The 26,988-nt window shown below is 74.0% G+C and carries 26 protein-coding genes; 9 read left to right on the top strand and 17 right to left on the bottom strand.

Going from position 1 to position 26,988, the window contains the following annotated elements:
• Nucleotides 1-548: 548 nt before the first annotated feature.
• The 3 genes from ACIOGZ_RS40520 (at nt 549) to ACIOGZ_RS40510 (ending at nt 3,539) form a co-directional block, all read left to right on the top strand.
• Nucleotides 549-1,166: a cysteine dioxygenase gene (locus tag ACIOGZ_RS40520; RefSeq protein WP_400989631.1), complete on the top strand. Its 618-nt coding sequence runs from the start codon at nt 549-551 to the stop codon at nt 1,164-1,166.
• Between the two features lie 92 nt (nt 1,167-1,258).
• The gene (cofD, locus tag ACIOGZ_RS40515) at nt 1,259-2,218 is read left to right on the top strand and encodes a 2-phospho-L-lactate transferase (protein ID WP_363587598.1); all 960 of its coding nucleotides are present in this window, start codon (nt 1,259-1,261) and stop codon (nt 2,216-2,218) included.
• Nucleotides 2,219-2,246: 28 nt separating this feature from the next.
• On the top strand, nt 2,247-3,539 hold the full coding sequence (locus ACIOGZ_RS40510; RefSeq protein WP_400989619.1) for a coenzyme F420-0:L-glutamate ligase: 1,293 nt from the start codon (nt 2,247-2,249) through the stop codon (nt 3,537-3,539).
• Between the two features lie 4 nt (nt 3,540-3,543).
• Here the strand turns inward: ACIOGZ_RS40510 and ACIOGZ_RS40505 are convergent, their stop codons facing one another.
• Genes ACIOGZ_RS40505 through ACIOGZ_RS40495 form a run of 3 tightly spaced genes read right to left on the bottom strand, consistent with a single transcriptional unit; the run spans nt 3,544 to nt 5,094 of the window.
• On the bottom strand, nt 3,544-3,813 hold the full coding sequence (locus ACIOGZ_RS40505; protein ID WP_363633083.1) for a type II toxin-antitoxin system RelE/ParE family toxin: 270 nt from the start codon (nt 3,811-3,813) through the stop codon (nt 3,544-3,546).
• Nucleotides 3,810-4,082, bottom strand: coding sequence for a type II toxin-antitoxin system Phd/YefM family antitoxin (locus tag ACIOGZ_RS40500; RefSeq protein WP_363587602.1), 273 nt, complete (start codon nt 4,080-4,082; stop codon nt 3,810-3,812). The genes ACIOGZ_RS40505 and ACIOGZ_RS40500 overlap by 4 nt, the downstream gene beginning before the upstream one ends.
• A gap of 46 nt (nt 4,083-4,128) precedes the next feature.
• The gene (locus ACIOGZ_RS40495; protein ID WP_063349127.1) at nt 4,129-5,094 is read right to left on the bottom strand and encodes a DNA-3-methyladenine glycosylase; all 966 of its coding nucleotides are present in this window, start codon (nt 5,092-5,094) and stop codon (nt 4,129-4,131) included.
• 6 nt (nt 5,095-5,100) lie between these two features.
• On the opposite strand from ACIOGZ_RS40495, the gene ACIOGZ_RS40490 reads away from it, so the two are divergent.
• The gene (locus ACIOGZ_RS40490) at nt 5,101-5,592 is read left to right on the top strand and encodes an SgcJ/EcaC family oxidoreductase (protein ID WP_363587604.1); all 492 of its coding nucleotides are present in this window, start codon (nt 5,101-5,103) and stop codon (nt 5,590-5,592) included.
• Nucleotides 5,593-5,611: 19 nt separating this feature from the next.
• Here the strand turns inward: ACIOGZ_RS40490 and ACIOGZ_RS40485 are convergent, their stop codons facing one another.
• The gene (locus ACIOGZ_RS40485; RefSeq protein WP_363625800.1) at nt 5,612-6,724 is read right to left on the bottom strand and encodes an N-acetylmuramoyl-L-alanine amidase; all 1,113 of its coding nucleotides are present in this window, start codon (nt 6,722-6,724) and stop codon (nt 5,612-5,614) included.
• A 104-nt stretch (nt 6,725-6,828) separates the two neighbouring features.
• On the opposite strand from ACIOGZ_RS40485, the gene ACIOGZ_RS40480 reads away from it, so the two are divergent.
• The 3 genes from ACIOGZ_RS40480 to ACIOGZ_RS40470 all read left to right on the top strand — a co-directional run bounded on the left by ACIOGZ_RS40480 (nt 6,829) and on the right by ACIOGZ_RS40470 (nt 10,836).
• A complete protein-coding gene (locus tag ACIOGZ_RS40480) occupies nt 6,829-7,620 on the top strand; it encodes a TIGR03089 family protein (RefSeq protein ID WP_400989617.1) in 792 nt (263 codons plus the stop codon).
• 36 nt (nt 7,621-7,656) lie between these two features.
• Nucleotides 7,657-8,988 carry an LCP family protein gene (locus tag ACIOGZ_RS40475; protein WP_400989615.1) on the top strand — a complete coding sequence of 444 codons (1,332 nt, stop codon included), beginning with the start codon at nt 7,657-7,659 and terminating at the stop codon, nt 8,986-8,988.
• Between the two features lie 192 nt (nt 8,989-9,180).
• A complete protein-coding gene (locus ACIOGZ_RS40470; RefSeq protein WP_363633085.1) occupies nt 9,181-10,836 on the top strand; it encodes an LCP family protein in 1,656 nt (551 codons plus the stop codon).
• A gap of 25 nt (nt 10,837-10,861) precedes the next feature.
• Here ACIOGZ_RS40470 and ACIOGZ_RS40465 read toward each other — a convergent pair whose 3' ends face one another.
• The 6 genes from ACIOGZ_RS40465 to ssuE all read right to left on the bottom strand — a co-directional run bounded on the left by ACIOGZ_RS40465 (nt 10,862) and on the right by ssuE (nt 19,291).
• Nucleotides 10,862-11,476 (bottom strand): acyltransferase, encoded by a 615-nt coding sequence (locus ACIOGZ_RS40465; RefSeq protein ID WP_400989613.1) that lies wholly within the window; start codon nt 11,474-11,476, stop codon nt 10,862-10,864.
• A gap of 97 nt (nt 11,477-11,573) precedes the next feature.
• The gene (locus ACIOGZ_RS40460) at nt 11,574-12,614 is read right to left on the bottom strand and encodes a glycosyltransferase family 2 protein (protein ID WP_063349120.1); all 1,041 of its coding nucleotides are present in this window, start codon (nt 12,612-12,614) and stop codon (nt 11,574-11,576) included.
• 236 nt (nt 12,615-12,850) lie between these two features.
• Nucleotides 12,851-14,851 (bottom strand): hypothetical protein, encoded by a 2,001-nt coding sequence (locus tag ACIOGZ_RS40455; protein WP_400989611.1) that lies wholly within the window; start codon nt 14,849-14,851, stop codon nt 12,851-12,853.
• A gap of 177 nt (nt 14,852-15,028) precedes the next feature.
• Nucleotides 15,029-17,596: an FtsX-like permease family protein gene (locus tag ACIOGZ_RS40450; RefSeq protein WP_363587618.1), complete on the bottom strand. Its 2,568-nt coding sequence runs from the start codon at nt 17,594-17,596 to the stop codon at nt 15,029-15,031.
• 18 nt (nt 17,597-17,614) lie between these two features.
• The gene (locus tag ACIOGZ_RS40445) at nt 17,615-18,403 is read right to left on the bottom strand and encodes an ABC transporter ATP-binding protein (protein WP_363587620.1); all 789 of its coding nucleotides are present in this window, start codon (nt 18,401-18,403) and stop codon (nt 17,615-17,617) included.
• Between the two features lie 333 nt (nt 18,404-18,736).
• Nucleotides 18,737-19,291, bottom strand: a complete 555-nt coding sequence (gene ssuE, locus ACIOGZ_RS40440) for an NADPH-dependent FMN reductase (protein WP_363587622.1) — start codon at nt 19,289-19,291, stop codon at nt 18,737-18,739.
• Nucleotides 19,292-20,230: 939 nt separating this feature from the next.
• On the opposite strand from ssuE, the gene ACIOGZ_RS40435 reads away from it, so the two are divergent.
• Entirely contained in the window at nt 20,231-21,163 is a 933-nt protein-coding gene (locus tag ACIOGZ_RS40435; protein ID WP_363587624.1) for an LCP family protein, read from the top strand.
• A 71-nt stretch (nt 21,164-21,234) separates the two neighbouring features.
• Here ACIOGZ_RS40435 and ACIOGZ_RS40430 read toward each other — a convergent pair whose 3' ends face one another.
• Together ACIOGZ_RS40430 and ACIOGZ_RS40425 are read right to left on the bottom strand one after the other, a co-directional pair.
• Entirely contained in the window at nt 21,235-21,792 is a 558-nt protein-coding gene (locus ACIOGZ_RS40430; protein ID WP_363587626.1) for a hypothetical protein, read from the bottom strand.
• Between the two features lie 225 nt (nt 21,793-22,017).
• Nucleotides 22,018-22,512 (bottom strand): peptidylprolyl isomerase, encoded by a 495-nt coding sequence (locus ACIOGZ_RS40425; protein WP_363587628.1) that lies wholly within the window; start codon nt 22,510-22,512, stop codon nt 22,018-22,020.
• Between the two features lie 152 nt (nt 22,513-22,664).
• On the opposite strand from ACIOGZ_RS40425, the gene ACIOGZ_RS40420 reads away from it, so the two are divergent.
• A complete protein-coding gene (locus ACIOGZ_RS40420; protein WP_363587630.1) occupies nt 22,665-23,057 on the top strand; it encodes a MerR family transcriptional regulator in 393 nt (130 codons plus the stop codon).
• Nucleotides 23,058-23,140: 83 nt separating this feature from the next.
• Here the strand turns inward: ACIOGZ_RS40420 and ACIOGZ_RS40415 are convergent, their stop codons facing one another.
• The 5 genes from ACIOGZ_RS40415 to ACIOGZ_RS40395 all read right to left on the bottom strand — a co-directional run.
• A complete protein-coding gene (locus tag ACIOGZ_RS40415) occupies nt 23,141-23,590 on the bottom strand; it encodes a MarR family transcriptional regulator (RefSeq protein ID WP_363587632.1) in 450 nt (149 codons plus the stop codon).
• A gap of 86 nt (nt 23,591-23,676) precedes the next feature.
• Nucleotides 23,677-25,269: an alpha/beta hydrolase gene (locus tag ACIOGZ_RS40410; RefSeq protein WP_400989608.1), complete on the bottom strand. Its 1,593-nt coding sequence runs from the start codon at nt 25,267-25,269 to the stop codon at nt 23,677-23,679.
• Between the two features lie 123 nt (nt 25,270-25,392).
• Nucleotides 25,393-26,046, bottom strand: coding sequence for a class I SAM-dependent DNA methyltransferase (locus ACIOGZ_RS40405; protein WP_400812240.1), 654 nt, complete (start codon nt 26,044-26,046; stop codon nt 25,393-25,395).
• A 49-nt stretch (nt 26,047-26,095) separates the two neighbouring features.
• Nucleotides 26,096-26,638, bottom strand: a complete 543-nt coding sequence (locus ACIOGZ_RS40400; RefSeq protein WP_400989606.1) for a GNAT family N-acetyltransferase — start codon at nt 26,636-26,638, stop codon at nt 26,096-26,098.
• 82 nt (nt 26,639-26,720) lie between these two features.
• Nucleotides 26,721-26,988: acyl-CoA dehydrogenase family protein (locus ACIOGZ_RS40395; protein ID WP_363618064.1), on the bottom strand; the 268-nt coding region annotated here is incomplete at its 5' end.

The raw sequence follows: 26,988 nt of genomic DNA, 5'->3' as shown, positions 1-26,988 counted from the left end.
AGTTGCGTCACTCTGGCTCAGTCAAGCCGAGCTCTGGTATTGGGGCGAGGATTCACTCCCCGGCACCAAGCCGTTACGAATAGTGTACATATTCGGACACATTGGACCTTCGATCCGAAAGCCCCGAACGGCGTCGAACCAGCCACAACCATTCGGCGAGTGACGCTCGGTCACCATCACAGGCCGGTCATCGCCCTGCCTTCCCGGCGATCTTCCCATCGAAACATAGAGCGTGATTTATCACCCCATCCGGGCAACTTCTTGGCGTAACCCCCTCGAATGCCGCATCCCTGTGTTTGACACCGGCCCCACGGATGCGGTCTCCTTTCCCCTATGTCAGAGTTCGCCAGCCCCCGGAGCGGTTCCACGCTCCGCCGTGCCGTGAGCTCTTGTTGTCGCCTCTGTTCCTGCTGTATCTAGGCGCCCGCGTCCCACCGCGCGCCGCCCCCAGGAAGCACAGAGGCCGCCCGCGATTCCCGTCCCAGGACATCCCGGATCCGGCTGATCCCCGACGAACAGCCGCCACTCCGAGGACGACTCCCGTGCGTATGACCCGTATCCGCAAGCGGAACCGCGACCGCAGCAAAATCGCCCGCCGAAGCCCCGCGCCCACCGCCCCCACCGCGCCCGCCCGGGGCTGGACCGACGGTCTCAGCGACGTCTCCATCGCCGGCGACCCGCTCGCCTTCCCGCACCTGGCCCGCACCGACCTGCCCCGCCACCCCACCACCGTGGCCGGCCACGCCCGGCTGATCCGCGAGATCGCCGCCGACCGCGCCCGCTGGGAACCCCTGGTCCGCTACGACGCGCTCACCCGCTGGTACGCCCGGCTGGAGACCGGCCCCGGCTACGAGGTCTGGCTGCTCAGCTGGCTGCCCGGCCAGAGCAGCGGCTTCCACGACCACGGCGAGTCCTCCGGCGTGATGACCGTCGTCCAGGGCGAGCTGATCGAACGCTCGCTCACCCGCGCCGGCGAGGGAGCCCGCACCCTGCGCCCCGGCGGGCAGCGGGTCTTCTCCTCCGGCTACCTCCACGAGGTGGTCAACGGCACGCTCGAACCCGCCGTCTCCATCCACCTCTACACCCCGGGCCTCACCGAGATGAACCAGTACGGCGGCACCGCCGTCCCCGAGCAGCACCCGCAGGCCCAGGCCGAGGCGCACTGAGCACCCGCCCACGTCGGCCCGGCCGTCGCACCCGCCGACGGCCGGGCCGGCGACCGGGCTGACGGGCAGTCGGACCGTGGCAGGATGAACCCATGCGCATCGTGGCACTGGCAGGCGGAATCGGCGGAGCGCGCTTCCTGCGCGGACTCCTCGCGGCGGTCGGACCGCAGGACGAGATCACCGTCATCGGCAACACCGGCGACGACATCCACCTCTACGGCCTCAAGGTCTGTCCCGACCTCGACACCGTGATGTACACCCTCGGCGGCGGCATCCACGAGGAGCAGGGCTGGGGCCGTACCGACGAGACCTGGTCGATCAAGGCCGAGATGAAGGAGTACGGCGTCGGCCCCGAGTGGTTCGGGCTCGGCGACCGCGACTTCGCCACCCACCTCGTCCGCAGCCAGATGCTCACCGCCGGCTACAGCCTCAGCCAGGTCACCGAGGCGTTGTGCGTGCGCTGGAAGCCCGGCGTACGGCTGCTGCCGATGAGCGACGACCGGGTCGAGACCCACGTGCGGATCACCGACGAGCAGGGCACCCGGGCGATCCACTTCCAGGAGTACTGGGTCAGGCTGCACGCCGCCGTCGACGCCGAGGCGATCATCCCGGTCGGCGCCGACACCGCGAAGCCCGCGCCCGGCGTCCTGGAGGCCCTCGCCGCCGCCGACGTCATCCTCTTCCCGCCGTCCAACCCGGTCGTCTCCATCGGCACCATCCTCGCCGTCCCCGGCATCCGGGAGGCCGTCGCCGCCGCCCCCGCCCCCGTCGTCGGGCTCTCCCCGATCATCGGCGGCGCCCCGGTGCGCGGCATGGCCGACAAGGTGCTCGCCGCCGTCGGCGTCGAGGCCACCGCGGAGGCGGTCGCGCTGAACTACGGCGCCGCACTCATCGACGGCTGGCTCGTCGACACCGCCGACCAGGCCTCGGTCGCCGCCGTCGAAGCCGCCGGGATCGCCTGCCGGGCCGTCCCGCTGCTGATGACCGACGTCGAGGCCACCGCCGAGATGGCCCGGGCCGCCCTCGCCCTCGCCGAGCAGGTGCGCAAGTGAGCGGGCGCGGGCGCAGCGGGGCGGGCGCATGAGCCTGCGGATCCTGCCGGTCGAGGGGCTGCCGGAGATCGACGCCGGGACCGACCTCGCCGCGCTGCTCGCCAAGGCCGGCGAGTACCAGGACGGCGACATCCTGATCGTCACCTCGAAGATCGTCAGCAAGGCCGAGGGCCGGCTGCTGCACGCCGCCGACCGCGAGGCCGCGATCGAGGCCGAGACCGTCCGGGTGGTCGCCCGGCGCGGCCACGCCCGGATCGTCGAGAACCGCAACGGCTTCGTCATGGCCGCCGCCGGCGTCGACGCCTCCAACACCGCCCCCGGCACCGTCCTGCTGCTGCCCGAGGACCCGGACGCCTCCGCCCGCGCCCTGCGCGGGCGGCTCCAGCAGCTCACCGGCCGCCGGCTCGCCGTCGTCGTCACCGACACCTTCGGCCGGCCCTGGCGCAACGGGCTCACCGACGTCGCCATCGGCGCCGCCGGGCTGTCCGTGCTGGAGGACCACCGCGGGCGCACCGACAGCCACGGCAACGAGCTGGCGCTCACCGTCACCGCCACCGCCGACGAACTCGCCGCCGCCGCCGACCTGGTGAAGGGCAAGACCAGCGGCGTGCCGGTCGCCGTCGTCCGCGGGCTCGGCCACCTCGTCACCGCCGAGGACGGCGACGGCACCCGGCCGCTGGTCCGCCCCGCCGTCGACGACATGTTCCGGCTCGGCACCTCCGAGGCGCTGCGCCGGGCCGTCACCCTGCGGCGCACCGTCCGCTCCTTCACCGACGCCCCGGTCGACCCCGGCGCCGTGCGCCGCGCCGTCGCCGCCGCCGTCACCGCGCCCGCCCCGCACCACACCACGCCGTGGCGGTTCGTCCTGCTGGAGACGGCGCGGGCCCGCACCCGGCTGCTCGACGCGATGCTCGCCGCCTGGCAGCGCGACCTGCGCGAACTCGACGGCTGGGACGACGCCCGGATCGCCCGCCGCACCGCCCGCGGCGACGTCCTGCGCGACGCGCCCTACCTGGTGGTGCCCTGCCTCGTCATGGACGGCTCGCACCACTACCCCGACCAGCGGCGCGCCGCCGCAGAACGGGAGATGTTCACCGTCGCCGCCGGCGCCGCCGTGCAGAACCTCCTGGTCGCCCTCACCGGCGAGGGCTACGGCTCCGCCTGGGTGTCGTCCACCATGTTCTGCCGCGACACCGTCCGCGCGGCCCTCGACCTCCCGGGCGGCTGGGACCCGATGGGCGCCATCGCCGTCGGCCGCCCCGCCGAACCCCCGCGCGAACGCCCGGAACGCGACGCCGACGCCTTCATCGAGGTGCGGTAGCGGTTCAGAGACCGCGATGGATCTCGCGGCGATTTCCAACGGCCACCACGAGGATCACCAACACGCCGTCGTGGATCTCGTAGGCCACGCGGTGGACGCCGACGCGGAGACGGTAGAGGCCGACGTGACCCGCCAGCATCTTGGCATCCGGGCCATCGACGTACGGGTCCTCGCCGAGAACGGTGAGTGCGGTGAGGATCCGCATCGCGTCGACCTGGCTGATGTCACGCAGCTGGCGCCTGGCATGCGCGGTGAAGCGGAACGCGTACTTCACGCAGCGCTCCCGGACGGGTCCCTGGGCGAGTCGAACAGGTCGGCCAGGAGCTCGGCCATGGTCACGGTGGGATCGTTCCGGTGCTGCTCGGCCTCACGGGCGAGCAGTTCGTCGGCGGCATCCTCGATGGCGTCGAGGATCTCGATCGGCACGACCGCTCCGACCCGCTCGCCCTTCCGAGTGATCACGGTGATCTCGCCGGCCTCGGCCTGGTTGACCACCTCGGCGATGTTCGCACGCAGTTCCCGGATGCTCAGTGCGTCAGTCACGCGTCGAGCGTACACACCGGCGTGTACACCGCACAGCGCTTCCGGCTCATCGCCGCCGGTGGTCGTTGGGGGTGAGGCGGGGGCCGTAGCGGGGGGCGTGGGGGGTGGTGGCCAGCAGGAGGCGGCAGAGGCGGTGGCGGTGCGGGCGGTAGGGCTCGAGCAGGGCGAGCATCTGGGCGTCGTCGCTGCGGGGGCGGCCGGCCAGGGCCCAGCCGACCAGGTTGGGCAGGTGGAAGTCGCCGACCGAGACCGCGTCCGGATCGCCGTTGCTGCGTTGCAGGGTCTCGGCGGCCGTCCAGGGGCCGATCCCCGGGACGGCGGTGAGCCGGGCGAAGGCCTCGGCGTGGTCCATCGCGGCGGCCTCCTCCAGCCGGGGCGCCAGCCGGACGGCGCGCATGACCGTCGCCGAGCGCTTCGGGTCCACCCCCGCGCGGTGCCACTCCCAGCTCGGCACCAGCGCCCACTCCCGGGCCGACGGCGCCACCCGCATGCCCTCGGCCGGGCCCGGCGCCGCGGTGCCGAAGTCCCGTAGCAGGGTGCGCCAGGCGCGGTAGGCCTCGTCGGTGGTCACCTTCTGTTCCAGGATCGCCGGGACGAGGGACTCCAGGACCAGCCCGGTGCGGGTGAGGCGGACCGCGGCGGTGCGGCGCTGGGCGTCCCGCAGCGGGCCGGGCGGCAGCACCAGGGCCTCCGGGTCGTCCTGCGCGCCCAGCAGCACCGGCAGCCGCTCCAACAGCCACGGTGCGCCCGGGCCCCAGGCGGTCGCCTCCACCTCGCCGGCGGCCGGGCGCGCCAGCACCCGCAGCGTGCCGATCCCGGCCGGGGTCCGGGACGCCCGCCAGAGCGCGCCGTCGCCGGTGGTGCGGTACGCCGGGTCGGCGGGGCCCCGGCGCAGCGGCAGCAGCGTCCGGGCGACGTCCAGCGGGAAACCCGGCCGCCAGCGCCGTACCGACTCGCCCGTCACCGCCGCGCACCTCCTCCGCTGTCCGGCTCCACCGCCTTCGTCGACCATGGGGATATGAACGATACGCGGCTGCCGGAGCTGTCCTCCGGGGACGAGAGCGCGGTGCGGGCGCTGTACCACCGGGCGCTGGACGGGTGGAACCAGCGGGACGGTTCGGCCTTCGCCGGGCCGTTCGCCGAGGACGGGGAGGTGATCGGCTTCGACGGCACCCGGCACTGCGGGCGGTCGGTGATCGCCGCCGAACTGGGGCGGCTCTTCGCGGACCACGCGACGCCGGAGTACGTGGCCAGGGTGCGCCGGGTCCGCGCGCTGGGGCCCGGGGTGGCGCAGCTGGACGCCGTCGCGGGGCTGGTGCCGGACGCCGCGGAGGACCTGGACCCGGCGCTCAACGCGGTGCAGACGGTGATCGCGGTGAACGCCGGAGCGGGCTGGCGGATCGGACTGCTGCAGAACACGCCGGCGCGCTACGACCTCCGGCCGGACCTGGCGGCGGCGTTGACGGCGGAGCTGCGGGGGCTGGTCGGGCGGGGGCCCGGGCCGGCGTAGGGCGGTGCGGTGCGGCGCGTCAGGGGGCCTGGAGGTGGGCCGCGGCCGTGCGGAGGGCGGGGAGCCGGGCGTAGAGGGCGTTGCCGGGGCATTCGGTGTTGAAGGCGTCGCGGTGGCCGGAGACGGCGTCGAAGTCGACGACGGTGCCCTTGGGGTAGCGGCTGGCGTCGGAGGCGGAGGTGAGCTTGGTGCGGCCGTCGGCGGGGTGGCCGGCGAGGCCGAGCTTCCAGCCGGCGATGGCGGCCAGGCCGTCCAGGAGGGGCTGGGGCGGGGCGTCGCCGACGTAGGTGCCGATGGCGGCGACGCCGGCCGAGTCGGTGTTGAAGCCGAGGGTGTGGGCGCCGTGGACGGGCAGGTCGACGCCGCCGGCCCGGCCCTCGTAGACGGTGCCGCAACGGTCGACCAGGAAGTTGTAGCCGATGTCCCGCCAGCCGCTGCTCTGAACGTGGTACTGGTAGATCGACCTGATCACCCGGGGGGCGTCGGAGCAGGCGTAGTCGGTGGCGGTGGCGGTGTGGTGGATGAACACCTCGTGGACCGGGCCGGTGTACTCGAAGGTCCGGTCGCGCAGGGACTCGTCCGCGCCCCACCCGGCCCGGGCGACGATGGCGGGGCGCGGGGCCTGGTGGCCGTCGGCGGGGCGGCTGGGCAGGACCCGGGCGGCGGGCGAGGGCGCGCCCTGGCCGGGGTCGACCAGGTCGAGCCGCAGGCCGGGCGGGGGCCCGGCGGGGCCGGGGCGCACCTCGACGGCGACGCCGTCGCTGCGACCCGTCCACAGCGGCGCGGTGGCGCCGCGCGGGGCGCGGTCGGGGCCGTCCTCGGTGTCGGCCTCCAGGTCGTGCCAGTCGCCCCAGCGGCCGGTGGCCGCGTCCCGGGTGCGGACCCGGACGGCGCCGCCGGCCAGCGCGTCCGCCGGGCCGTCCCAGCCGACGCCGAGGAGTTCGAACGGCCGGGTGGTGCGCGGGGCCAGGGCGGGGCCGGGGCCGAGCGGCAGCGAGGTGACCGACCCGCCGCCGGCGGAGCCGCGGCGCCGGGCGCCGTCGGGGTCGGCCGGGCCGGCGGTGGCGGCGGGCTGGAGGAGCAGGGCGACGGTGCAGCCGGCGAGCACGGCGGCCGGGAGGGAAAGGCGCATAAACCGGATGGTGGCGGCAAATCGGGCCGCTCGCCACGCCGCCTCGCGCCCGGTCCGCCACCCCTCCCGACGGCCCACTCGAAGGCCGTAGGCTGGGGCGCACCATGACTGCGCATTTCGCTGCCGATGCCCGCACCCCCGTCGAACTGCTGCACGCATATCTGCGAGGCGGCACGCCCACGGTCGATCCCGCGGCCCCGCTGGTCACCTTCTACGACGACGCCACCGGCGAACGGGTGGAGCTGTCCGCCCGGACCTTCGACAACTGGGTGGCCAAGACGGCCAACCTCCTCCAGGACGAGTTGAACGCCGGCCCGGGCGACCGGGCCGTGCTGCTGCTCCCCGCCCACTGGCAGAGCGCCGTCTGGCTGCTGGCCTGCTGGTCGGTCGGGGTGTCGGCGGTGCCCGGCGGCGACCCGGCCGACGCCGACCTGGTGGTCAGCGGTCCGGACGGACTGGCGGCCGCCCAGGCCTGCGAGGGCGAGCGGGTGGCCCTGGCCCTGCGCCCGCTCGGCGGACGCTTCCCGCAGCGCCCCGACGGCTTCCTCGACTACGCCGCCGAGGTGCCCGGCCAGGGCGACCGCTTCGCGCCGTACTCGCCCGTCGCCCCGGACGGCCACGCGCTGGAGACCGCCGTGGACGGGCTGCCGCTGAAGCTGACCGGCGAGCAGACCGTCGCGCTGGCCCGGGAGGGGGCCGCCCGGCTCGGGCTCAAGCCCGGCGACCGGGTGCTGTCCACCCTCTCGTTCGACGACTGGACCGGTCTGGAGGCCGGCCTGCTGGCGCCGCTGGCGGCCGGCGCCTCGGTGGTGCTGTGCCGCAACTCGCAGGGGCTCGAACCCGAGCAGTGGGAGAAGCGGACCGAATCCGAACGGGTGACACTGCGCCTCGGGTAACCCCCGGGTCGGACCGGGCGGGTAGGGATCCCTGCCATGGCCGAGGACGACACCGCGCACCTCCCGACCGACCCGCCCCCGACGGATGCGCACCCTTCCGAACCCGAACGCCCGCGTCGGCGCCGGCGGTGGCTGATGATCACCGCCGGCGTCGTCGCGTTCCTGCTGGTCGCCACCGGGGCACTGCTCTGGATCGCCTACCGCAAGCTGGACGGCAACATCCGCACCGACTCGGCCACCGACCGGTTGCTCGCCCGGCTGGAGGCCGAGCGGCCGAGCCGGACCGCCGGGGCCAAGGGCTCCGAGAACATCCTGCTGATCGGCAGCGACGACCGCTCCGGCACCAACTCCTCGTACGGCGGCGAGCCGGGCACCCAGCGCTCGGACACCACGATCCTGCTGCACCTGGCCGCCGACCGGAAGCACGCGACGGCGGTCTCCCTCCCGCGCGACGTCATGGTCACCGTCCCCGTCTGCGAGAAGCCGGACGGCACCCGCAGCAAGGCCGGGCTGATGCAGTTCAACTGGGCGTTCGAGATGGGCGGCGCGGCCTGCTCGATCCGCACCGTCGAGCAGCTCAGCGGCATCCGGATCGACCACTACGTGATCCTCGACTTCAACGGCTTCAAGACGATGGTGAACGCGATCGGCGGGGTCGAGGTGTGCGTCCCGCAGGCGATCCACGACAAGGACGCCAGACTCGACCTGCCCGCCGGGCGGCAGACCCTGCACGGCGAGCAGGCACTCGGCTACGTCCGGGCCCGGGAGAGCCTGGGCGACGGCAGCGACACCCAGCGGATGGGCCGTCAGCAGCAGTTCCTGGCCGCGCTGATCCGCAAGGTGCAGTCGCAGGGCGTGCTGCTGAACCCGGCGCGGCTGTGGCCGGTGCTGGACGCGGCCACCTCCTCGGTCAAGGCGGACGGCGGGCTGTCCTCGCTCGGGGCGCTGTACGACCTCACCCAGGACCTGCGGGACATCCCCTCGGCGGATGTGGTGCTCCTGACCGCGCCGCGCCGCCCGTACCGGTACGACTCGGACCGGGACGAGTTCGTGCAGCCGCAGACCACCCAGCTGTTCACCGCGCTGCGGGACGACCGGTCGGTCGACGTCCGGCCGCCCGGTTCGGCGCCGTCGCCGAGCGCCTTCGCCGGGGCCGGTGTCGGTGTCGGGGCCGGGGCGGGCGTCGGTGTCGGGGCGGGTGCGAGCCCGAGCCCGGTGGCGACGGGTGCAGGTGCGGGCGCGGGGTCGGACGGGGCGGCCGGGGCCGTGGGGGCTGCGGGGGCACCGGCGAAGGCGTCACCTTCGGCGGACGCCTCGCCCACCTTCGAGGGACGCACGGCCGACGTGGACGCCTGCGCGCAGCACTGACCGCGGCTGCGCCGCAGGTCGGCACGGGTTTTCCGGAAATCCCGCACACCCAGGGAACTTTACCCGGCCATTACCTGAACATGGCGCAGATCACACCGGCGCGATTCCGCCGTTCGGCTCGTCTAGTGTGTCCGGATCGGCCCGCCGAACGGGCGAGCCGGAGCCGTGACCGGTCGGAGGTAGGGAACCCCCGTGCAGCAGGACAAACCGGAGGTCGATCCCGCCGACCAGTGGACGCGCGACCCGGAAACCGGCCAGTACCGCCTCGACCCGGCCGCCGGAATCCCCGGGCAGCGCCGCCGGACGGCCGAACGGAGAGCCGCCGAGGAGACGCCGGCCACCGAGTCCGGGACCGGGACCGCCGGCACCCCCGGGCCGGGCCGCCGCGACTCCCGGCGCCGGGCGGCCGCCGCCGCCAAGCGGACCCGGCGCCGCCGGGCGCTCAAGTGGACCGCCGGGGCCGGCGCCCTGGTGATGGTCGCGGGCTGCGGCGGGGCGTACTACCTGTACCAGCACTTCAACAGCAACCTGACCTCCGTCAAGGTCCAGCTGGGCAACGAGGAGGAGCGGCCCAAGGCCGCCGGGGACGCGCTCAACATCCTGGTGCTGGGCACCGACAGCCGGCAGGGCCTCGGCCGCGACTACGGCGACGAGGGCAGCGCCGGGCACGCCGACACCACGCTGCTGTTCCACATCTCCAAGGACCGCTCCAACGCGACCGCGATCAGCATCCCGCGCGACCTGATGGTGCCGATCCCGGAGTGCCAGAGCAGCAACGGCAAGAAGATCCCCGGCTCCGCGCGGGACATGTTCAACAACAGCCTCGGCCAGGAGGGGCGCGACCCGGGCTGCACCTGGAAGACCGTCGAGAAGATGACCGGGATCCGGGTCGACCACTTCGTGCAGGTCAACTTCGAGGCGGTGAAGACGCTGTCCAGCGCCGTCGGCGGGGTCGAGGTCTGCGCGGCCAAGGACATCAACGACACGGACTCGCACCTGAAGATGAGCAAGGGCCGGCACGTGGTCCAGGGCGACGAGGCGCTGGCCTTCGTCCGCACCCGGCACGCCGTCGGCTTCGGGGGCGACCTCACCCGCATCCCGCTCCAGCAGCAGTTCATCAGCTCGATGATCCGCAAGATCAAGAGCGACGACACCCTGACCAGCCCGAGCAAGCTCTACAAGCTCGCCGACGCCGCCACCAAGGCGCTCACCGTGGACTCCGGGATCGGCAGCGTCGACAAGCTCAAGGACCTCGCGCTGGACCTCAGCAAGGTCGACACCAAGAACATCACCTTCGCCACCGTGCCGGTCCTGGACGACCCCAAGGACAAGGACCGGCTGGTGCTCAAGCAGCCGGACGCCGGGCAGCTGTTCTCGATGGTCGCGGGCGACCGCTCGCTGACCGAGACCGCCGCGCCCGCCGACGCCGCCACGGCCGCACCGGAGACCGCGGCGGCGGCCCCGACCGCCGCCGCCCCGACGGTGGACCCCAAGGACGTCCGGGTGACGGTGCGCAACGGCAGCGGGACGCGCGGGCAGTCGGGGCCCACCGTGGACAAGCTCCGCAGCAAGGGCTTCGCCAAGGCCACGACCGCCCCCGACGCGCCCGTCACCGCGACCACCGCGGTGTCCTTCCCGGCCGGGCAGGACGCCGCGGCCGCCGCCCTGGCCGCCGCGCTCGGCCTGCCGGGCGACGCCGTCCGGCCGGACCCGAAGGCGGATCCGAAGGGCCCGCTGGTGCTGGTGCTGGGCAAGGACGTCCTCGCCGCTCCGGCGGCGGCCCCGACCGAGGCACCGAAGGACCTCCAGCGGGTGCAGGCGGACGACACCGACGCGTGCGCCAAGTAGGACGTGTGCGCCGAGTGGTCAGGCCCTACGCCGGCGCGAGGGTTCCGTCCGTCTCCCGGTAGTGCTCGCCGGTGCGTGGGCAGTGCCAGCGGCCGTCGCCGGCGGGCTCCAGCGGCTCGCCGGCGCGGCCGACCCAGCCGATCCGGCGGGCCGGGACGCCGGCGGCCAGAGCGAAGTCCGGGACGTCCCGGTGGACCACCGCGCCGGCCGCGACCAGCGCCCAGCGGCCGACCGTCACCCCGGCGACCAGGACCGCCCGGCCGCCGATCGAACAGCCCTGACGGAGCGTCACCCCTTCGGCGCACCAGTCCTGTTGACGCTTGGGCCGACCGTCCGGGGTCACCGCGCGGGGGTGGCGGTCGTTGGTGAGGACGGCCGCGGGGCCGATGAACACCCCGTCCTCGACCAGCGCGGGCTCGTACACCAGCGCGTGGTTCTGCAGTTTGACCCGGTCCCCGATCCGGACGCCTGGGCCGACGTAGGCGCCGCGGCCGATCACGCACTCGGCGCCGATCACCGCGTCCTCGCGGACCTGGGCGAGGTGCCAGACCGTCGTCCCCGCGCCGATGACGGCCCGTTCGTCGACGTCCGCGCTCGGCTCGATCCGGGCCGCGCCGGGCCCGCCCTCAACTGTCGCCATGCGCACCGACGATAGCGGTGCGGGCTCGACTCTCAGGGTTCGTCCGACAATTCGCGCGCCCGGCGGAAATTGTCGGACAAACCCTGCCGGGTCGGCGTCAGCTCGCCCTGGAGAGCACGTCCTTGGCGGCCGGTCCGACGCTGCCTATCACCCGGCGGGCCAGTGAGCGGGGCGAGGTGAGGAAGCCGAAGCCCCAGCTGAGGTGCATGGTGGCGAGCGCCACCGGCAGCATCGCCCTGGCCTTGAAGGACAGGCCGCGGCCGCCGACCAGCCCGCCGCCGAGGATGCCCAGCAGGTAGGCGCCGGGCACCGCGAGGAGGGCCGGGTGGACGGCGACGCCCAGCACCAGCCCAAGGGTGACGGCCAGCAGGGCGGTCGGCGGGGCCAGGTAGCGGAGGTTGACCGAGCCGCGGTGGTAGCGGGTGACCACCCGGCGCCAACGGCCGTAGTCCTTGTACTGCTTGGCCAGCGCCTTCACCGACGGCCGGGGCCGGTAGGTCACCTTGAGCTGCGGGGTGAACCAGACCAGCCCGCCGTCCTGGCGGATCCGGTAGTTGAGCTCCCAGTCCTGGGCGCGGATGAACTCCTCGTTGTAGCCGCCGAGCTTCTCCAGCACCTCGCGCCGGAACACCCCGAGGTAGACGGTGTCCGCCGGGCCGGCCAGGCCGCCGGTGTGGAAGGCGGCGTTGCCGACACCGATCTTGGAGGTCATCGCGGCGGCGACCGCGTTCTCCCACTCGGTCTCGCCCTCGGCGTGCATGATGCCGCCGACGTTGGCGGCGTCCATCTCGTCGAGCAGCCGGACCGCGGTGGTGATGTAGCCGGGGGTGAGCAGGCCGTGGCCGTCCACGCGCACCACTATCGGATGGCGCGAGCCACGGATCGCGGCGTTCAGCCCCGCGGGGGTGCGACCGGTGGGATTCGGCACGGTCCGTACCCGCGGGTCCTCCGCCACCAGTTCGGCCGCGATCTCCGCGGTCCGGTCGGTGGACGGACCGAGGGCGATCACCACCTCCATCGGCCCGGGGTACTCCTGGTCCAGGATGCGCCGGACCGCCGTCCGCAGGTGTCGTTCCTCGTTGAGCACCGGCATGATCACGGAGACAGCCGGCAGCTCCTCAGCAGCCTTGGTGTTCATCGGGGCCAACCGTACCGGTGCGGACACGTCTCCGTCTTGTCCCGGTCCGGGCCGCTGCACGCAGCCCGCGACGCCCGGTTGAGCTCCTTGATCACGCCCACCGTACTCCGCTCCCCGTACGGGCCCGCAGCCGGGTCGGAACGGGCGGTTTCCGGAGGACGGGACGGAGCCCGGGAGGGCGCCCCCGGCGGGGTTCGGCGGTGGCCGCGCGGGTTCGGTGCAGGTTCGGCGCAGGTTCAGAGCAGGTGGTGAACGATGGTGAAGAGCGCGTAGCCGGCCAGCGACAACCGGTTCAGCAGGTGCTGCGGGCCGCCCAGCCGGTCCGGCAGCGACCGGTGCGGGCGCAGGTCCGGCCGGTGGGCGGCGGTCGCGACGGCCCGGGCCAGCTCCACCGGGTCGTAGCGGTCCCCGAAGTGTCCGGCCAGCCAGGCGGCCGGGCGGCTGCCGACGGTGACCTCCTCGCCCGAGCGCAGCTGGACGGTGAGCAGGTTGTGGTGGACCGCGGCCGCGTTGATCTCCTGCCACCGGAAGGTCCGGGTGCGCAGCGCGGTGGCCATCCGCAGGCCGTCCCGGTCGACGACCATCTGCCAGGAGAGGGTGCGGCCGCAGGCGAGGATCGCCACCGTGCCGGTCAGGAGCGGGTGCACCAGCCCGCCCCACCAGCCGCTCCTGCCGAGCAGCACGACGAGGCCCGCGAGCAGCAGTGCGGGCACCGGACCGGCCACCGCCCGCAGCGGCAGCGGCATCTCCCAGCGCCGGGCGGGCACCGGTTCGGCGTCCGGCCCGGCCGAGGGGGCGGCGGCCACCGTCTCGGCGGTCAGGGCGGCGACGGCCAGTTCCCGCTCCCGGTAGCCCTCGGTGCGCCGGCCCGGCCGCGGGGCCCGGGCGGCGGGGGCGACCACGGCCGCCACCCACCGCGGGTCGTGGTCCAGCAGTCCGGGGCGGACCAGGAGCTGCTGCTCCGGCCCGTCGGGCCCCCGGTACAGCACGGCCGGCACGCTCCGGCCGGCACGGGCGAGCCAGGCGGCGGCCTGCTCCGGGGTCAGCCGGTCGAAGACGTCCCCGAGCTCCTCCTCTTCCTCGTCGTAGGAGACCTCGAGATCGAGGTGGTCGGCGTCGTCGTCCTCGGTCTCCAGGTGTTCGGGCACCCAGGCCGGGCCCTCGCCGCCCGGGGCGCCGTAGCGGGCCCAGCGGTAGCGGTCGCCCTCGACCAGCCGCCAGAGCGCGGGGCCGTCCGGCGGGCCGTCCAGCGGCTGCACCAGCAGGTCGCCCCGGGCGTCGGCGCGGACCCGGACGGCGAGGGCGGGCGCGGAGCCCGCGAAGGAGGGCCGGGAGCGGCGGGCGTTCGCGGTGGCGGCCGAACCGAGCAGCAGCAATCCGGGCAGGGCGAGCAGGCCGCCGGCGGTCAGCGCGCCGGTGAGGTCGTAGTCGTCGCCGGCGGCGCGGACGGCTGCGCCGTCCACCAGCAGCGGGACGGCCTCGCCGGGCTGCGGCGGCCGGGCCCACCAGACGTCCAGCCGGGCGGTGCGTTCCGGGCCGCCGCCGGGCGGGTGGAAGCGGACGGTCAGGACGCCGTCCTGGTCGGTGTCGCCCGCGGTGCCGGTGACCTGGTCGGCCCGTTCGGCGCTCGCCTGCTGCCGGGCCTGTCCCCACAGCCCGTACAGCGGGAACGCCAGGGCGGCGGCGAGCAGCAGGCCGCCGAGCGCGCGGCGCAGCACCGGCGGGCCGTCGGGGTGGACGGGTGAGGGCGCTCCGGCGGCGGTCCAGGGGAAGGGGACGGGCGGGGCCATCAGTTCGTCGAGCTGCTGGCGGGCGCGGCGGCGGCCGAGCTCGGCGCCGATCAGCGCGGCGGAGAGCAGCAGGTGGACCAGGACGGCCGTCCAGCGGCCGAGCGGGGTGACCAGGCCGTGCGGGGCGTACCAGAGCACCGCGAGGACGGCCGGCGGGACCAGCGCCCGGCCGCAGAACCGGCCGGCCAGCAGGACCACTTCGGCGAGCACCGACCAGGCGGCCAGCGAGGAGCCCCAGGTGTCCCGGCAGACGCCCTGGACGTTGCAGTCACCGGGGGTCGGCTCCACCGCGGTGGCCAGGACGACGAAGGCGGCCGGCAGCAGCGCCGACCAGCGGCTGTCCAGGCGCCAGGCGGTGCGGGCGGCGCGCCAGCGGGTGGCAGCGGCGGCGGTGAGGGGCGCGGCGCTGGGCAGCGGCGGGGCGTCCGGGGTATCCGGGGCGAACATCGGACGATCATCTCAGTCGGCCGGGGGCGGCCCGTGCCGCAGGGGCCGGGTGCTGCCCGCACCCGGCCCCTGCCCCCCGTTCCCCCCTCGGCGGCCCCCCACCGCCGGGTCCTGCGGCCCGCGCCGCCCGGCCGGTCCGTCGTGACGGCCGCGGTCGGTCCGTCGCGACGGCCCCGGTCAGTCCGTCGCGATGGCCGCGAGGACGTTCATCCGCCCGGCCCGGAAGGCCGGGACGAGGGCGGCGACCAGTCCGATCACCACCGAGGCGACCAGCGTCACCGCGAGCGTGGTGGTCGGGACGGAGAGCGTGGCCAGACCCTGGTCACGCAGCACCCGTTGGGCGGTGACGCCCCAGGCCAGCCCGAGCCCGGTGCCCAGGACCGCGCCGAACACCGAGATCACCACGGCCTCCAGCCGGATCATCCGGCGCAGCTGGCGGCGGGAGAGCCCGATCGCCCGCAGCAGGCCGATCTCCCTGGTCCGCTCGACCACCGACAGCGCCAGGGTGTTGACCACCCCGAGCACGGCGACCGTGATGGAGAGGCCGACCAGGCCGTAGATCAGGTAGAGCAGGGTGTTGACCTGGGACTGCACGACCTCCTTGTAGCCGGCCTGGTCCTTGATGGTCAGCTGCGGGTACTCCTTGAGCGCGCCCTCCAGGGCGGTCAGCGTCTTCGCGACGTCGGCTCCGGAGGAGGCCTTGGCGAAGAACGTCCAGACCGGCGGCTGCTCGGCGGCGGGCACGGCCTTGGCCATGGTGTCGAAGTCGACGAAGGAGCCGTCGCCGAACAGCGAGCCCTTCGCGAACACGGCGCCCACCGGCAGCACCTGGGTGCGGCCCTTGCCGTAGGCGACGGTCACCTGGTCGCCGACCTTCAGGCCGTGGTCCTTCGCGAAGGCCTCGCCGATCCCCAGCTCGCCCCGCCCGATCGCGTCCACCGAACCGGCGGTGACCGGGAGGTGGAAGTCGGTGCCGAAGAAGGCGGGCGGCGCGGCGGTGAGGTTGGTCTTCACGCTCCGGCCGTCCGGCAGCTGGAGCTTGGGGCTGAAGAACTTCTGGGTGGTGACGTGGTCGATGCCCGGGGTCCGGCGGACGGCGTCCAGCATCTCGGGGGTGATCGAGGTGCGGCCGCCCTGGACGATGTAGTCCGCGCCCACCGACCGGTCGATCTGCGCGTTGGCCGAGGTGACCGTCGAGGCGCTGAACACCGAGGAGCCGATCACCAGCGCCAGTCCGATCATCAGCGCGGCGGCGGTGGCCCCGGTACGACGCGGGTTGCGCATCGCGTTGCGCTGGGCGAGCCGGCCGGACGGACCGAACAGCGCCGGCAGCAGCGCGCCCAGCACCCGCACCACGGCGGTGGCCAGCAGCGGGCCGAGCACCACGAAGCCGACCAGGGTGAGCAGCACGCCGAGACCCAGGTACTGGCCGCCGGTGGCCGCCTTCTCCGCCTGCGCGGCCAGCACCAGCAGACCGCCGCCGCCCGCCGTCAGGACCAGGCCGACCACCGTGCGGACCAGGTTGGCGCGGCCCTCGGCCGGCGTGCCGTGGTCGCGCAGCGCGGCCATCGGCGCGATCCGGCTCGCCCGGCGGGCCGGGACCCAGGCCGCCACCAGGGTCACCACGATGCCCAGGGCGTACCCGGCGAGGAACACCGTCGGACCGATCTTCAGGTCGCCCGCGTCGAGCTTCATGCCGATCGCGTTCATCAGCTTGATCAGGCCGACCGCGATGCCCAGACCGGCCGCGACCCCGAGGGTCGAGCCGAGCACGCCGAGGATCAGCGCCTCGACCAGGACCGAGCGGTTCACCTGCCGGCGGCTGCCGCCGATGGCGCGCAGCAGGCCGATCTCCCGGGTGCGCTGGGCGACCAGCATCGAGAAGGTGTTGATGATCAGGAAGCAGCCGACGAACGCCGAGATGAGCGAGAAGCCGAGCATCGCGTTCTTCATGAAGCCGAGGCCGCTGCCGATGCTCTTGGTGTTCTCGTCCTTCTGCTCGGCCGCGGTCTTCACCTGGTAGCCGGCGCCCAGCTTGGCCAGGGCGTCGGCCTTGAGCCGGTCGTTGCCGCGGCTGCCGTCGCCGAACGCCTCGACCGAGGTGTACGCCTGCTCGCCGAGCAGCACCTGCTGGGCGGTCGGGGTGTCCAGGAAGGCCAGCGCCGCACCGGGGTTGGTGGTGGTGAAGGAGGCGATGCCGGAGATCGTGAACTCGTGCCGGCCGTCGGCGTTGTCGACCCGGAGCTTGGCGCCGAGGCCGAGCCCGGCCTTCTTCGCGGTGTCCGCGTCCAGCACCGACTCGCCCGCGTTCTGGGGAGCGTGACCCTGGGTGAGGTGCACCGCGCTGCGCGGGGTCTCGGTCCAGTTGCCGACCAGGGTCGGCGCGCCGGACGTCGGGCCGACCAGCTTGTTGGTGGCCGGGTCGACCAGGGTCGCGTTCTCGACCATGACCTGGCCGACCGCCGACTTCACCCCCGGCACCGCGGCGACCTGCTGCGCGGCCGCCACCGGGACGGTCCGCGGCTTGTCGGAGGCCTGCTGGTCGTCGTCCTCGGCCGGCTTGGGCGGCTGGACGGAGACGTCGGAGGCGGTCGCGGCGAACAGCTTGTCGAAGGTACTGGTCGCGGTGTCGGAGAAGACCAGGGTGCCGGAGACGAACGCGACCGACAGCATCACGGCGATCAGGGAGAGCGCCATGCGGCCCTTGTGGGCGAAGAAGCTCCGCAGAGCGGTCTTGAGCAGCATCTGTCCCGTCCCGCCCGCTCAGCTGGTCCGCTTGCCGTCGAAACGGCGCATGCGTTCGAGGACGGAGTCGGCGGTGGGCGCGTGCATCTCGTCGACGATCACGCCGTCGGCGAGGAAGAGCACGCGGTCCGCGTAGCCCGCGGCGACCGGGTCGTGGGTCACCATCACGATGGTCTGGCCCAGTTCGTCGACCGAGCGGCGCAGGAAGGTGAGCACCTCGGCGCCGGCCCGGGAGTCCAGGTTGCCGGTGGGCTCGTCGCCGAAGATGATCTCGGGCCGGGCGGCCAGCGCCCGGGCCACCGCGACGCGCTGCTGCTGGCCGCCGGAGAGCTGCGCCGGGCGGTGCTTGAGCCGGCCGGCCAGGCCGACGGTCTCCACCACCTGGTCCAGCCAGGCCTGGTCCGGCCGACGGCCGGCGATGTCCATCGGCAGCGTGATGTTCTCCAGCGCGGACAGCGTCGGGAGCAGGTTGAACGCCTGGAAGATGAAGCCGATCTTGTCCCGGCGCAGCCTGGTCAGCTGCTTGTCCTTGAGGCCGGTGATCTCGGTGTCGCCGATCCAGATCCGCCCGTCGCTGACCGTGTCCAGGCCGGCCAGGCAGTGCATCAGGGTCGACTTCCCGGAGCCCGACGGGCCCATGATCGCGGTGAAGCGGCCACGCTGGATGTCGACGTCCACCGCGTCGAGCGCGGTGACCCTGGTCTCGCCCGCGCCGTACGCCTTGCTGACCTGACGGGCCGCGGCGGCGACGGCGGGTGCGCCGCCGGGAAGCTGGGGGTCGTACACGGCTGTGGCTGCCGTCGTCACTGGAGTCTCCTAAGAAGTGGGCCCGACCGTCGACCCCGGCCGGCCCTCCGTGCGCGGGCATGCCGCAGGACGCGGGCATGGCGCGGGAAGGGTCGTCGACCGGGAGTTGACCCCACCCACCGGGCCCGGCGGGCGCCGGTTCCCGGGAGAACCTCGCCCCTCGTCGGCACGAGCGGGGACGTCCACAACGTTAGGAGGAACAGCGGGCGCTCTCGTCATCCGCCGGAATGAAGCCGTCCAACCAAGGATCTACGGGGCGCGGCACCCCCTCCCCCTAAGGGGTGCCGCGCCCCGTCTCGGGGACGCCCCGTACGGGGCCCGGGCCCCGGTTCCTCAGCCGGTCAGCGCCGGTACGGCCAGCCGCTCCAGGGCCTGCGCGAAACCCTCCACGACCGGGGCCAGCAGGGCGTCGGTCTCGCGCTCGACCAGGGTCGTCCCGTCCTCCCCGGTGGTGATGTGGCGGTCGAGCACGAACCAGCCCTGGGTGATGTGGCCGGCGCCCATCGAGCTGAGCACCGGGCGCAGCGCGTAGTCCACCGCCAGCACGTGCGCGGGCGAGCCGCCGGTGGCCAGCGGCAGGACGGCCTTGCCGGCCAGCGCGTACTGCGGGAGCACGTCCAGCAGGGCCTTCAACAGGCCCGAGTAGGCGGCCTTGTAGACGGGGGTGCCGATCACGACGCCGTCCGCCCGGGCGAACAACTCGGTCACGGCGACGATCTCCGGGTGGTCGAAGTCGCCCGACAGCAGCGCGTGCGCGGGCAGGCTGCGCGCCTCGAACGGGACGACGTGGTGGCCGCGGGCCTCCAGCCCGGCGTCGACGTGGCGCAGCAGGCGGGTGGTGCGGGAGGTGGCGGACGGGGAGCCGGAAACGGACAGGACGGTGGCCATGGGGTTCACCTTTGGCTGGAAGCGGGGGCGGCGCCACGCGGCGCAGGAGGACCGCTGCGGGTCGGAGCCCTGGAAGGTGTTTCGACGTGCTCGACGTGCTCGACGTGCTCGACGCGTTCGACGCGTTCGACGCGTTCGACGCGTTCGAGGTGAGGTGCTCGGCGCGGGTGGGGTGACGCCGAGGTGATCCGGTGGGCGCGCTTCAGCCGCGACAGAGCGAACAGGCCACACCACGCCGCAGGTCGACGTGCCGCCGACGCGTGAGTGCCCAACGCTGATCCATACCCGAAATGCAAACACGCTGCGTTCGAGCCGGTCAAGAATCGTTTCGCCAGTTGAACGGCGGGTGACGTGACGCGTGGTGACCGGGCTCACGTCGACCCGGCGCCCGCGCCGCCCGTCCCCACCGTCGTACGGCGGCGCGGAAGTTGCGGCGGAACGATCCGACCCGTGCATCAAAACTGCTACAAGCGACCTGGTGGAGTACCCCGGGGGGAGTCAGCACGAGCGGGGTCGGGCATCCTCGACGACATGAACACGTGGCAGGAGGGCCGCCCGGGAGGCGGCGGGAACCCGTACCGAGACGGGAACCCGTATGGGGGCGGCGGCAACGGCGGCGCGTACGGGCGCGGCGGGGGCGGCGCGGCGGCCGAACCGCCGCTGCCGTCGTCGATGAACCCGCGCGGGCCGGGTGCGCCCGCGCCGCGACAGCCGGAGCCGTCCCGGCTCGGCGGCGTCCCGCCGCAGGGTCCGGGCGGGCAGCCCGCCGTCCGCCCCGGTGGGCCTGGGGGCCCCGGCGGTCCTGGCGGTCCCGGTGGTCCCGGACGACCGGGTGGGCCCGGGGGGCCGGGCGGCGCCCAGCCGGGCGGTATACAGACCAAGCGGTGGCCGCGGCGCCGGATCGTCAAGTGGTCGGTCTTCGGCCTCCTGATCGCCGTCATGGTCACCGCCGTCTCGACCTGGTTCTGGGCCGACTCCAAGCTCAACCACGAGAACGTGCTCGCCGACTACCCCGGCCGCCCGCCGGCCGGCAAGGGCACCAACTGGCTGATCGTCGGCTCCGACAGCCGCCAGGGCCTCACCGACTCGGAACAGGACGACCTGCACACCGGTCACGACACCGAGGGCAAGCGCAGCGACTCGATGATGATCCTGCACGTCGGGGACAACGGGAACACCCTGATGAGCATCCCGCGCGACTCCTGGGTGCCGATCCCCGAGTACAAGAGCAGCAGCGGCAAGACCCTCAAGGGCACCACCTCGAAGATCAACTCGGCCTTCGGCAACGGCGGCGGCCGCCTCCTCGTCCAGACCGTCGAGCTGAACACCGGCATCCGCATCGACCACTACGCCGAGATCGGCTTCGCCGGCTTCGTCGGCATCGTCGACTCCATCGGCGGCGTCGAGATGCACATCGACCAGGACCTCAAGGACAAGGACTCCGGTCTCGACCTCAAGGCCGGCGACCAGACCCTCAGCGGCAAGCAGGCCCTCGCCTTCGTCCGCCAGCGCCACCAGATGGCCGACCAGGACCTCGGCCGGATGCGCAACCAGCAGAAGTTCCTCGGCGCCCTCGCCCACCAGGCGGCCTCCCCCGGCACCGTGCTGAACCCGTTCACCTTCTACCCGCTGGTCGACTCCGCCCTCGGCACCCTCATCGTCGACGACGACGCCGGCCTCACCGACCTCGGCTCGCTCTTCCTCGCCATGAAGGACGTCAACGGCGGCGGCGGCAAGACCCTGACCGTCCCGATCGGCAACCCGGACTACCGGACCAAGACCGGGGAGTCGGCGGTACTGTGGGACGCCGCCAAGTCCAAGCAGGTCTTCGACGCCTTCAAGAACGACACCGCGGTACCGGACATCAAGTAGCCCGCCGTGACGCGAAGTGGCCGCGCCGACACCATGGGTGGATGTCGGCCCGGGCCGCGGGCCGCGGTCGCCTAACCCGCCTGCGGGAGCAGGCCGGTGCCGCACTCGGGGAAGCGGACCAGCCACTCCCCCTCGCCGCCGGCGGCCTCGGTGGCGCCCGCGTAGCCGTAGTGGATCAGCCGCCCCTCGCCGCCCGCCAGCCAGCGGGCGCCGGTCAGGTGCACGGTCAGGGCCGCCGGGCGGTGCGGGTCGGGCCGCTCCAGCACCAGTTCGTGCTCGGCCTCGCCCGGCCGGAAGGCCACCGCGGTCTCCGTGGCCGGCCGGCGCGGGCTGCCGCCCTCCCGGTACGTCCAGTACGCGGCCACCGTCACGGTGAGCGCGCCGTCCACCCCGCCGGTGCCCGGCCGCACGTACTCCTCGTCCGGCACCCAGCGCGAGTGGTGGCGGATCTCCTCCGGCCCCCAGCGCTCGTCCCAGCGCACCCAGTAGCCCGCCACCCGCTTGACCGTCATGACCTCGCAGGCGACCCGCACCGCGATCCGCGCCGGATTGACCGGCTCGCACGAGGCCAGCGAGACCACCGTCACCTGCTCGTACGTCACCGCGCCGTCGTCGGCGTCCTGTTCCATCGGTGAACCACCTTGCCGGAGTGTCGAGTTCGCCGCGGCTCCGACCGCGCACGGAGAGCCTAGAGCGACCGGGTCGGCACACGGAGTGATTGCGCGGTTCCGGCCCGCCCGCCTGCTCACCGGGCTACCCTGCCCCCGGACACGCCACCGCCCCGGAGCGGGAAGTCGGCTGATCGGACTTCCCCGGCCGGGGCGGTGTGCGGTTTCGAACTGATGAACCGGTGACTACTCGACGATGCCGGACTTGGCGATGGTGACCTTCGCCGAGGTGCGGCCGCTCTGCGAGCCGAGCTTCTCGACCGCCGTCACGACGTCCATGCCCTCGACGACCTCGCCGAAGACGACGTGCTTGCCGTCCAGCCAGTCGGTGACGATGGTGGTAATGAAGAACTGCGAGCCGTTGGTGTTGCGGCCGGCGTTGGCCATCGACAGCAGGCCCGGGCGGGTGTGCTTGATCTTGAAGTTCTCGTCGGCGAACTTCTCGCCGTAGATGCTCTTGCCACCGGTGCCGTTGTGGTTGGTGAAGTCACCGCCCTGCAGCATGAACTGCGGGATCACGCGGTGGAAGCCGGAGCCCTCGTAGCCGAAGCCGTTCTGGCCGGTCGCGAGCTCGCGGAAGTTCCGGGCGGTCTTGGGGACGACGTCGTCGTACAGCTTGAAGACGATGCGGCCCGACGGAACGCCGTCGATCTCGATGTCGAAGAAAACGTTGGAAGCCATGCAGGGATCATGGCACGACCCGTCGGCCGACGCGCGTCACCCCCGGCCCGCCGCCGGGTGGCGTCCCCGTGTTATCCGGCCGGCGCGAGGACCGCGGAAGCTACCATCGCCGTCGGGTTCAGGCGTTCGGTCACGGCGACGGGGTGGACGGCATGCGGATCGGTGAACTGGCCAGGCGGACGGGCGTGAGCGAGCGCTCGCTGCGCTACTACGAGCAGCAGGGCCTGCTGGTCGCCCGGCGGACCGACGGCGGGCACCGGGAGTACCCGGAGCCGGCGGTGGACCGGGTCGTGCTGATCCAGGAGCTGTTCGCGGCCGGGCTGCACAGCCGCACGATCTACAAGATCCTCCCCTGCATGCGCGACTCCGACGGCGGCCCGAACGAGATCGCCACCCCGCTGCTGGTCGAGGAGCTGGCCTCCGAACGGGACCGGATCGACCGGATGATCACCGACCTGCTCCGCTCCCGCGAGGTGCTGGACGAGGTGATCGCGACCGCCTCCGGCCGGCCGCGGGCCGGGGCGGCGGAGGCCGACGCGGTGTAGCCGAGACGGCGGAGGCCCGAGACCGCGGAGGCCGCGGAGGCCCGGGGCTCAGGGCTCAGGGCTCAGGGCTCAGGGCTCAGGGCTCAGGCCTTCAGCTTGCGCCAGACCGCCTCCAGGGCCGCGATGTCGCCCTCGTCGAGCCGGTCGGTGAAGACCGGCGCGAGGACGGCCCGCCGGGTGGCGTCGGCCTCGGCGAAGGCGGCGCGGCCCTGCCCGGTCAGTTCGATCCGCACCGACCGGGCGTCGGAGGCGGAGGGCGTGCGGGCCACCAGGCCGCGTGCGGCCAGGACGTCGACCACCCGGGAGACCTGGCTGCGGCTGAGCATCGTCTTCGCGCCCAGGTCGGAGGCGGCGACCGGCTCCTGCTGCCCGTTGAGCCAGAGCATCACCTCGAACCAGGACAGCGACAGCCCGTGCACCCGGGTGAGCTCGCGGTCCACCTGGGCGGCGAGGGTGGTGCCGGCCCAGACCAGGCCGTAGAAGGCGTGGTCCTGCTCGGACAGCGGGCCCAGGGAGAGGTCGGCACGGTTCATGACGTTCATCGTACCGAGGTGCGTGCGCGTGCACGGACTCCGCGCACGCGCACGACTCCGGCGGCTGCACCGCCAGAGCGTCCTGGCTAGAACGCCTGGTGGTCCGGCTCGCAGACCGTGCCGGGCGGCGGGAGTTCACCGCTGACCAGGTACCGCTGCTCGCGGTCCCAGGCGCAGGCGCTCGGGTTGCCCAGCGCCGTGTGGCCGTAGCCGTGGACGGTCAGCAGGCGGCCGCGGGCGAGGGTGTCGGCCAGCGCGCGGGACCCTTCGTAGGGCCAGGCCGGGTCGCCGGTGAGGGCCACGACCAGGATCGGCGCGGAGGTCGGCCGGTTCCACGGGCCGGTGTAGCGGTCCCGGGCGGCCTCGGCCGGCCAGGCGGCGCAGCGCTGGTTCTGCCAGACCAGGTACGGGCCGGTGGCGCCCGCACGGGCCCGGACGAGGGCGGACAGCGCCGGGTACGTGGTGTCGGCGGCCGGGTCGGCACCGGAGACAGGCGGGTTGACGGTGTCGGCGCAGAGCGCCCCGAGGGTCTGCGCCTGCTTGGGCTGGCCGCCGGTCGGCAGCGGCGCCGAGGCGTCCGGGGCGGCGGTCCACAGCTGCTGGAGCAGTCCGCCCAGCGCCGGCCAGCCGGTGCCGGGGGCGTTCGGCACCGGGGTGGCGGCGTAGAGCATCGGCAGGACGGTGGAGGCGGTGGAGGCCTGGTCGAAGGTGACCGCCGCCGGCGGGGTGCCGAGCGTCACCGGCGTCCGGCCCAGCCGGTCGAGCAGTTCGGCGAACTTGGCGCGGGTGGCGTCCCGGTCCGCCGCCGCGAAGGCGCAGGCGGCGGGGCCGGCGTCGGCGCACTGGTCGAGGAAGGCGTCGAGGGTGCGGACGCCGGCGAGGTCGCTGCCGGTGCGCAGGAACGGCGGCAGGGCGCGCTGCTGCGGCGAGCGCCCGGTGGACCAGGCGACCGGGTCGGGGGCGCTGTCCAGCACCATCGCACGCACCCGGGTCGGGAAGAGGTTGGCGTAGGTGGCGCCCAGGTAGCTGCCGTACGAGGTGCCGAGGTAGCTCAGCCGGCGGTCGCCGACGGCGGCGCGCAGCAGGTCCAGGTCGCGGGCCGTGTCGGCGGTGGACAGGTGGGCGAGCAGGCCGGTCCGCTCGTTGTCGGCGCACTGGCGGCCGAAGCGCGCGTACGTCGTCGCCCAGGCCGACTCCTGGGCGGCGCCGACCGGGTAGCCGGCCGGCAGCCCGGCGAGCAGGCCCTGCTCGGCCGCCGCGTCCGGGAAGCACTGCGGCACGGTGGAGCCGCCGACGCCGCGCGGGTCGAAGCTGACCAGGTCGAACCGCTCCCGCACCTGCTCCGGGAGCATCCCGTACACGGCGGGCAGCGCCTGGGTGCCGGGCACGCCCGGGCCGCCGGGGTTGAAGAACAGCGAGCCGATCCGGTGCGCCGGGTCGGTCGCGGGGTGCCGGATGACGGCCAGCTCGACGGTGCGCCCGGCCGGGTCGCGGTAGTCCATCGGCACCGTGGCGCGGGCGCAGTCGAAGTCCGGTACGCAGGACCGCCAGTCCAGCCGGGGCACCGGCGCCGCGGGGGCATCCGCCGCCGCGGCGGCCGGGGCGAGACCGGCCAGCAGCAGCCCGGTGGCCGCGGCGGCGCCGGTTCTGAGGGCGGAGGTGAGACGGGGTCGGGGCATGGGCAGGGCCTCCCGTTTCGGTGGACTGACGTGCAGTCACCAAGGGTCGGGGCGCCCGCTGCCAGACCTCTCACATCCCACCGGCACCACTGTCATGCCGCTGTCACCGCCGCCCCGCGCGGCTCAGGCGGGCTTGCGGGCCAGCAGGTAGGCCTGCGGGGTCGGCTGCACGCCCTCCTCCGGCTCGCGGAGCGTGCGGGAGGTGAGCCGCAGGCCGGCCGCGCGGACCAACTCCGCGATCCGGTCCGGCTGCTGGCGGCGGAAGTCCAGCGCCACCGGGTGACCGAAGGGCTGGTCGATCCGCAGGGGCTCGTCACCGACCTGGAAGGCGAGCAGCAGGTGGCCGCCCGGGGCGAGCACCCGCGCGAACTCGGCGAACACCTCCGGCAGGCGCTCCGCCGGGGTGTGGATGATCGAGTACCAGGCGACCGCGCCGGTCAACTCGCCGTCCCGCAGCGGGAGGTCGAACAGCGAACCCTCGGTGAAGTCCAGCCCGGGGTACGTCGCGCGGGCCAGCTCGACCATCCTCGGCGACAGGTCGATGCCGCGGACGTCGAGGCCCAGGCCGTGCAGGTGGTGCGTCACCCGGCCGGGGCCACAGCCCAGTTCGGCTGCCAGTCCGTCGGCGCGCTCGGCGCGGACCAGCTCGGCGAAGGCCGCGAGCACCGCCCGGGACAGCGGTTCGCCGGCCAGTTCGTCGCGGAAGCGGTCGGCGTAGTCGACGGCGATGGCGTCGTAGAACGCCCTGGTCGTGGCGAGGAAGTCCGGCTCGGTCATGGTCCGGCACCCTACTCGTCACCGCCGGGCCGCAGCATCGCCGCGGCGGTCAGCGTGCGGCCGGCTCCGGCTCCAACTCCAGCCCCGGCTCCAACTCCAGCTCCGGCTCCGGCTCCGGCTCCAACTCCAGCTCCAGCTCCGCCACCGTCTGGTCACCGCTCGTCTCGCCGGTCGGGCGGAAGCCCAGCCCGGCGTAGAAGGCGGCGGGGCCCTCCGGGCCGGGGACGTACGTGACGGTGGCGCGGGTGCCGCCGCGGTGGCGGATCTCGGCGCAGACCTGCTCGACGGCGAAGCGGCCGTAGCCGCCGCGCTGCCGGTCGGCGTCGACCAGCAGGCGCCAGAGGCCGGAGCGGGGGCGGTCGTCCGGCTGCTCGGGGTTGAACCTGATGTCGAAGAACGCCATCACGAAGCCGACCGGCCGCTCCCCGTCCATGATCAGCCGGGGCCAGGCGGTGTCCCCGTGGGCGTACGCCTCGGCCAGCGACGTCGCCACCGGCGCGACCAGGGCCTCCTGGTCGGGGCGCACCTTCAGGGCGAGGGCGGCGTCGATGGTGTCGGGGGTGATCCGGGCCAGGCTCAGTGCGGAGGACATGGCGGGCAGCCTACGAAGCGGGCCGCCCGCCGTCGCCCGGTTTTCGGGGCCGAGGTGCGGTCGGGGCCGAAGCGCCGTCCGGCTACGGCAGGTTGCGGGCCATGACGATGCGCTGGACCTGGTTGGTCCCCTCGTAGATCTGGGTGATCTTCGCGTCCCGCATCATCCGCTCCACCGGATAGTCCCGCGTGTACCCGTACCCACCCAGCAACTGCACCGCGTCCGTCGTGATCTCCATCGCCGCATCCGACGCGTAGCACTTCGCCGCCGCCCCGAAGAACGTCAGATCCCCGTCCCCACGCTGCGACTTCGCCGCCGCCGCATACGTCAGCTGCCGCGCCGCCTCCAGC

The organism is Kitasatospora sp. NPDC088160 (assembly GCF_044741445.1).
GTDB lineage: Bacteria > Actinomycetota > Actinomycetes > Streptomycetales > Streptomycetaceae > Kitasatospora.
The sequence above is the reverse complement of the archived record's forward strand: the minus strand, read 5'-3'. Positions and strand labels throughout refer to the sequence as shown.